We start from the raw sequence: 7,503 nt of genomic DNA on the forward strand, positions 1-7,503 counted from the left end.
GCCCCAAGATAGGCGAGGCTAACCCGAGAATTCAAGCCTCGTCTGGGTTGCAATACGTCAAGGGCCCGATAAGCTCGGCGATTAACGATAAACCTCTAACGTTAACGGAGCGGATAGGCCATGGTACGCGTGCGAGCGCTTGTCCATTGTGGGCTCTCGCAATATTGGTGTTCGGACGAGAATTGCCGCAAATCAACGGAGCGTGTGGCGCCCAGTGTCGTGGATTAGGGCCGCGACGTCGAAAGCGGACTCGCGCAGACCGGACCATTTGACGAAGTCATCGTCGTCTATGACGGATCAACGGACGATCCGGCGTGGGTTGTCGGCAGTTATCCACGCGTCACGCTGGTCACAAAGTTAAATGTCGGACTTGCGCTTGAATGGTCGGCGGTTGATCCATCGGCTAGAACGCGCGGACGGGAGCCGCGCAAGGTCGCCCTCGTTCAACTGAAGGGCGTCTAGGGGAGCAACGAATATGCCAATCCTGGTGACCGGCGGGGCAGGCTACATCGGCAGCCAAACAGTTCTGGACCTGGTTGACGACGGCGAAGCGGTCGTCGTGCTCGACGACCTCTCCACCGGCGTCGAAGTAGCTGTGTCTCCAAGTGCCCGGCTGGTTGTTGGAGACGTGGGCGACGCCACCCTGGTGTCCCGCCTCATTGCTGAGCACAACATCGATGCAGTCATCCACTTCGCCGGCTCGATCGTCGTTCAAGAATCGGTCGCAGACCCGCTTCACTACTATCTAAACAACACCAGCAAGACGCGGAGCCTGATCGAGGCCACCGTCGCGGGCCGTGTGCCGCATTTCGTATTCTCCTCGACTGCGGCGGTGTACGGCTCGGAGGAATTGCTGCCGGTTAAGGAAGGCGATCCAGTTCGACCGCAGTCGCCATACGGACGATCCAAGCTGATGTCGGAGTGGATGTTGCACGACGTTTCCCGGGCGCATCCGCTCAAATACGCCGTCTTGCGATACTTCAACGTGGCCGGAGCCGATCCGCAGAGGGGCATTGGGCAGGCAACGCGAGGCGCCAGTCACCTGATCAAGGTCGCAACCGAGGCAGCCCTCGGCAAAAGGCAGTTTGTTGAGGTGTTCGGTACCGACTATCCAACCCCTGATGGGACCTGCATTCGAGACTACATCCACGTCAGGGATCTCGCGGTTGCCCATCGTCTGGCTCTTGCGCGGCTTCGGAATGGGAGATCAAATCTCACAGCAAATTGCGGTTACGGTCGCGGCTATTCGGTCATGGAACTGCTGCGTACCGTCGAACGGATCGCCGGAACGAAGCTCGACATCCGCAAAGCAGCTCGGCGCGCCGGAGATCCGGTCGCTGTTGTGGCGGACCCGAGCCTCGCGCGATCTGAACTGGGATGGACGCCCATCTTCGGCACTCTCGATGCAATCGTCAGGAGTGCCCTCGAATGGGAGCAAATTCGATCATATTGATTGATGGTGAGCAGTCGTTTTCCAAGGTATTTCTGAATCGTGGCAATCGGAACCGCGTCAATTGAGCCTCCGTTGCGTCCAGAGTGAATGACACAAAGCCAGAGGAGCTTTTGCGGTCTCGAATCCAAATGGAGAAATGGTCGGGTTGATCAGTGATATCGCTCGCGGCGCCGTTTGGATGTACGGATCAACGCCTCAGAATCCTTGCCGCGGAACGCGGCTATAGAAATTGGATTTAACACCGTCAATCGCGTCGCGAGCCTGAAGGATAATCTGCTTGACCTGCCGCGAATGGACGTGAGAGGTGATTGTACTATTGAGACTGTTTATCGCTTCACTAGAGTCATGCCGATCAGTCGCTGTTCGTGCATGCTTTGTCGCTGCAATTTATGCTTCGTCGTGAGGCCTCGCGGCGGGTTCGATTCGTGGGCGAAATTTCCAACGATCTATGGCCGAATGGCCCAAACGCGTCACGGGCCGTTCCAGAGCATGCCAGGAGATTGAAGCAAGAATAATCGTCAAGCCGACGGAGGTCAGCTTAAACAGCCAGCGAGGGAAAAGGTCAGTAAGGCCGTGTGTTTCGAGATAGTCCGGCACGAAGCCATGAAGCACATAAATTCCATAGCTGATCGCGCCAATGTACTGAAGGGCCGAATTGTTGAGGATATTGCCAGCCATGCCGTGAAAACCTATCGAGGCGCGCGCAATGATCCAGGCACACATCATGGCGGCGGCGGTGTCTTCGGGCGCTGCTTGCGCAAGGAACGTCTGCCTGTCAGGCGGCGCTAGCGCGAGGATCAACCAGATGCACGCGCCTGCCAGGCCGGCCAGCCAAACGACTTCTGTTCTCTTCTTGTAGAGTGCAAGAAGTGCGCCCATTGCCAACGAATCAAAGTACGCTGGAGGCAAGACCCATGCTCCAAAGTCGCCGAGCCCCGCTGCGCGCCAGATCAAGCGAAATACCGGCGCCGCTGCGATGAAAAATATCAACAATGCTGGTAACAGGCGGCGCGGCGCAAAGTAGATAATGAACGGCCAAAATAAATAGAACTGCTCTTCAACGGCCAAGCTCCATAGGGGGCTGACTGGCCCAGGCCAAGCGTCGATCTTGATGACGTAGAGATTGGTGAGATACGTCACGTGCCACAGGAAACCCTCGCGGACCACATTGATCCCCAAGATCGCACCGACGGTCAAGGCGACTAGCAGAATTGGATAGAGTCGAAGTGCTCTGCGTGAGATGAAGCTGACGTATATCGGTCTGAAGGATGATGTAGTCTCGCTTTCCCGTATCAGAATCGACGTGATGAGAAAGCCGCTAAGCACGAAAAAGCATTCAACGCCAAGCCGGCCCCAGTAAATCCCAAAGAGCCAGTACTTTTCGGTGAGATAATGCGTGTAGATTACAGCCAATATGCAAATTGCACGCAAGCTGTGAAGCTGCGGCATGAACGCCAGCGAGCGGGGGGCAGTAGCTGTCATGTCGGTGGTTATTCGGTCCCATGACCACGAACTAATCGTCTGAAATCACTTTTTGCGCATTAGGGCGCCATTCGGATGTGTCCTCGATATACAATGCTACTGAAACTCAAAGATGATGCTGCGTCACATCGCACGATGCAAGGGGCTTTTCAATCTTGAGTTAGTTAACCGAAATGCTTCTGAATTTACGAACATGAACTGAGTCAGCCAGCTCAAGGTTTTTCGCGGCTGGCGATAAAAGCAGTAGACTCGCCGAGCCCAGCAGAGAGCCAGATCGCCTCCGCCAAACCAACGGCGTCTGCCGCTTTGACCGCGATAATCCTGTGGTCTTCATGGGGACGTGTTCATCGGGTGCACGCCCTGACCAAAGTGAGTTCCTAGGCCGATGGCGATTAACTTCACCACGCAGTATGCCCGCACTCCGGGAAGTTACGGGATTTCGGTGAAAGGGAATGCCGTGCGCTGCCTATATTAGGCCCTCCTTAAGCGATCCACAAAGCATCGCCCCATATCTCAAATTGTCCGCATATGGCTAAGTCGGCGTTGAGGCCTGTCTTCGATGGTCGTCGTGCAACAAGAGCACGCGACTATCATGACCTATGCCTCAACGATCAACGGAACTTCCGGCGCCGATATCTTGTTTGGCAGCACCGGTAACGACCTCCTAACCGGGGGCGCCGGCAGTGACCTCTTCGTTATTTCGAAGGGGTATGGCTCCGACACCATCAGCGACTTTCAGGTGGGCGCCGGCGGGGACGTGCTGCGCTTGCAGAACTACGGTTTTGCAACGTTTGCAAGTTTCATGTCCGCGGCAAAGCAGACAGGCGCAGACGTCATCGTCACGCTGTCTTCGAGTGAAACGCTGACGTTGCAGAACATTGCGCTTTCGTCGCTCACCGCGGAAAACGTTCTTCTCGACAATCCGCTACCGACGAGCGCCGCGCCGAATACGGCCTGGACCACGGTTGGGGCCGGCGGGACTCTCGTGCGCACCGCGGCGAACGATTCCCTGCAGGCGATGGGGAGCGGGGTGACGCTGATCGGTGGCGCCGGCGACGATACCTACTACATGTTGGATCACGAGACGAAAGTGGTCGAGCTCGCCGGTGAGGGGATCGACACCATCGTCACCGGCATGGTCGACGGCTACAGCCTCGTCAATGCTCCCAATGTCGAAAACCTGAGGCTGGGGGGGAGCTATAACTCTCCGGCCACCGGCAACGATCTCAACAATATCATCATCGGCAACGCCGGCAACAACGTGATCGACGGCGGCAAGGGTAACGACGTCCTCAGCGGCGGCGCCGGCAGCGATGTGTTCGTCATCAGGGCGGGCAACGGAAACGACATCATCACCGATTTTCAAACCGGTGGTGGTGGCGACATTCTGCAGATCAATGGCACGAACTTCAAGACAACCGCCGATGTCGCGGCCGCCATGCAGCAGGTCGGCACGGATGTCGTGCTGTCGCTCGGCAACGGCGAGAAGATAACGCTCGAAAACACCAGCGTTCAGAACTTTGCGGCTGCCAACGTCAATATCGTCACAGCGCCAACCGGACTGATTCAGACCTTCGGCGACGACTTCAACTCGCTCTCGGCCGGCCAGGATCCGCATCTGACCTGGAAAACAAACTATGCATGGAGTGGGGCAGCGAGTTATTCGCTCTCCGGTGAGCAGGAGGTCTATGTCGACCCCAGCTTTAGCGGCCTGCCTGGAACCCAGGCGTCGAGCCCGCTGGGCCTCAATCCGTTCTCCGTACAGGACGGCCATCTCGTCATCACGGCGGCACCCATTCCGTCCAGCGATGCAGCCTATGTCGGCAACCATCAATTCTCGTCGGGAGTCATCACGACTGAGAATAGCTTCGTTCAGACCTACGGCTACTTCGAAATGAAGGCCACGCTGCCCGACACCAAGGGGGCCTGGCCTGCCTTCTGGATGCTGCCCATCAATACGCACGGCCAGGCGACTGAACTTGATGTGCTGGAAGCGCTGGGCCGGGACCCTGACCAGGCCCATTGGGGGTTTGTATCCTCCTCCACCTCAGGTCAGGGCTATTGGGCGAACACCGCCAACCTCACGGCCGGCGATCACACCTTCGGCGTGGAATGGACGCCTTACACGCTGACCTATTTTGTCGACGGTGTGGAGGTCGGACAAGTCGCCACCCCTTCCGACATGAACACGGCGATGTACATGATCGCCAATCTGGCGATGGGCGGAAGCTGGGCCGGCAATGCGGATCCGAGCGCAACGGCGCAGATGAGCATTGATTACATCAAAGCCTATCAGCTGCCGGAGTATACGCTCGCGAACTACACGCTTCTGACCAGCGGGGCCCCAACGACGACCATCGCGGGCACCGCGGATGCGGACACCCTGACCGGAACGTCGGGCAACGACCTGCTCGGTGGCGCGGGCGGGGCCGATACGATGACCGGCGGTCTCGGCGACGATACCTATATTGTCACGGATCCGGGCGCCAAGGTCATCGAAGGCTACGGCGGCGGCGTCGATACGGTCATGTCCTCGGTCTCGTACACGCTGTCTGACTATGTCGAGAATCTGACGCTGACCGGATCAGCCGCGATCGACGGCGCCGGCAATTCCGAAGCAAATATCATCATCGGCAACGATGCGGCCAACATCATCACCGGCGGACTTGGCAACGACATCCTGACCGGGGGCGGGGGCGCCGACACCTTCGTGATCAACGCGGGCGACGGCTCGGACATCATCACCGACTTCACGCCGGGATCAGCCGCGGGGCATGATATCGTTCAACTGAACGGCTTTGCGTTCATCTCCTTCAGCGACATCAAGGCGGCGATGACGCAGGTCGGAAACGACGTGTATCTCACGCTGACGAGTCAGGACACGCTGGTTTTTCGCAACACGACGATTTCGGCCTTCACCAGCGACGACTTCCAGCTGCCGTCGACTTTGCCGGTGGGGGGCGCCATTACGTCCTGGATCAGCGGCTCGACGAGCAGTCATATCGTCTACGGCACTGCCGCGAACGACCAGATCACGGCGGTGAACGCCGATGACACTCTGGTGGGGTGGACGGGTGACGATACTTACGTGATCGGCAATCCAAATCAGAAGATCATCGAAAATCCGGGCGGCGGCATCGACAGTGTTCAAGCCTGGTCATCCTACACGTTATCAGCCAATGTCGAAAACCTGACCCTGATGAAGGGAGGACTGACCGGCGTCGGCGACGATCTCGCGAACCGGATGGTTGGCTCCAGCGGGAATGACATCCTCAACGGTGGCGGTGGCGACGATTGGCTGTTCGGCGGTGCGGGCAATGACACGTTCATCTATGGCGTCGGAAGTGGCCACGACACGATAGCCGATTTCCACGTGTTCACGAGTGGGACCGCAGAGCACGACAAGCTGGTGCTGAAGGGTTACGACGCCAGCGCCTATCTGACAAATATCGGGGACGAGTGGACCGTTCACTATGCGGGAGGAGCCGACAGTTTCCGTATAGCCGGGGTGACACAGCTGTCATCGTCCGACTACGCGTTCGTCTCCGCCACTGGCGCATCCATGACCATGAGGGGACTGACAGCACCGACAATTTCCCTTAGCGGTTCGACCTCGTCGGCCGCCGGCGGACTGACGAACGCAAACCAGCTGACCCTGACGGGAACGGCCCAGGCCGGCGTGACGATCAAGGTTTTCGATCAGGCAGCGCAGATCGGGGTAGCGACGGCCGATGGTAACGGCGTCTGGAGCTTTTCGACGTCAGTCCTTGCGGACGGAAGCCATTCGTTGACGGCGATTGCGACAGACGGCGCCGGCGATGTCAGTGGCGTTTCGACTTCGGTTACGATCACCATAGACGCAACTGCACCCAACGCGCCCTCAATCGCGACTTTTTCGCCCGACAGCAATATTGCCGGGGACAGCATCACCAGCGCCAATCAGCTGACGCTGACCGGGATGGCGGAGGCCGGCAGCAAGGTCCTGGTGTTCGACGGCACGACCCAGGTCGGCACCGCCACGGTCGATGGCAACGGCAACTGGTCGTTTGCGACCGGCACATTGGCCGATGGGGCCCATGCCTTCACGAGCAAGGCGGTGGACGCGGCCGGCAATGTCAGCGCGGTGTCCAGCGCCTTGAACGTCACCGTCGATACGGTCGCGCCCAACGCGCCGGTTCTCGTCTCGGATGCGCTTGTCGCGTCCAACAAAGTGGTGGTGTCGGGAACGGCGGAGGCCGGCAGCACGATCAAGCTGTACGAGGGGACGACGCTTCTCGGGACGGCGGTGACGGCGTTGAATGGAACGTGGAGCGTCACCACCGGATCGCTTGCCGCGGGGGCGCATGCATTTATCGCGACGTCGACAGATTCCGCCGGAAACTCGAGCGGTCTTTCGGCGGCGTTTGATCCCGTTATTGGGACGTTGGTCGAGTCGGCTGGAGCAACCAGTCTCGTTCAGCTGGGCAGCAATTTTCTTCTCAATCCGACTGGCGGTGGTAGCGGGCCGACGCTGAAGTACAATGGTGCGGCCTATGTTGCGGGGCAGTTCATCAATTGGACGCCGACCG

The 7,503-nt window shown here is 58.6% G+C and carries 3 protein-coding genes; 2 read left to right on the top strand and 1 reads right to left on the bottom strand.

The features are described 5' to 3' along the window. Positions 1-475 precede the first annotated feature (475 nt). Positions 476-1,453, top strand: coding sequence for a UDP-glucose 4-epimerase GalE (gene galE / locus Q2941_RS27985; RefSeq protein WP_458194372.1), 978 nt, complete (start codon positions 476-478; stop codon positions 1,451-1,453). Between the two features lie 387 nt (positions 1,454-1,840). Here galE and Q2941_RS27990 read toward each other — a convergent pair whose 3' ends face one another. Continuing rightward, positions 1,841-2,935, bottom strand: coding sequence for an acyltransferase family protein (locus Q2941_RS27990; protein WP_458194373.1), 1,095 nt, complete (start codon positions 2,933-2,935; stop codon positions 1,841-1,843). A gap of 559 nt (positions 2,936-3,494) precedes the next feature. Here Q2941_RS27990 and Q2941_RS27995 point away from each other — a divergent pair. Next, a partial coding sequence (locus Q2941_RS27995; RefSeq protein WP_458194374.1) for an Ig-like domain-containing protein occupies positions 3,495-7,503 on the top strand: 4,009 nt, incomplete at its 3' end.

This window comes from Bradyrhizobium sp. UFLA05-153, assembly GCF_054185185.1.

Bases quoted from the DNA above. Each gene is read 5' to 3' on its own strand.
- galE (WP_458194372.1), top strand. From the start codon at position 476: ATGCCAATCCTGGTGACCGGCGGGGCAGGCTACATCGGCAGCCAAACA.
- Q2941_RS27990 (WP_458194373.1), bottom strand. From the start codon at position 2,935: ATGACAGCTACTGCCCCCCGCTCGCTGGCGTTCATGCCGCAGCTTCAC.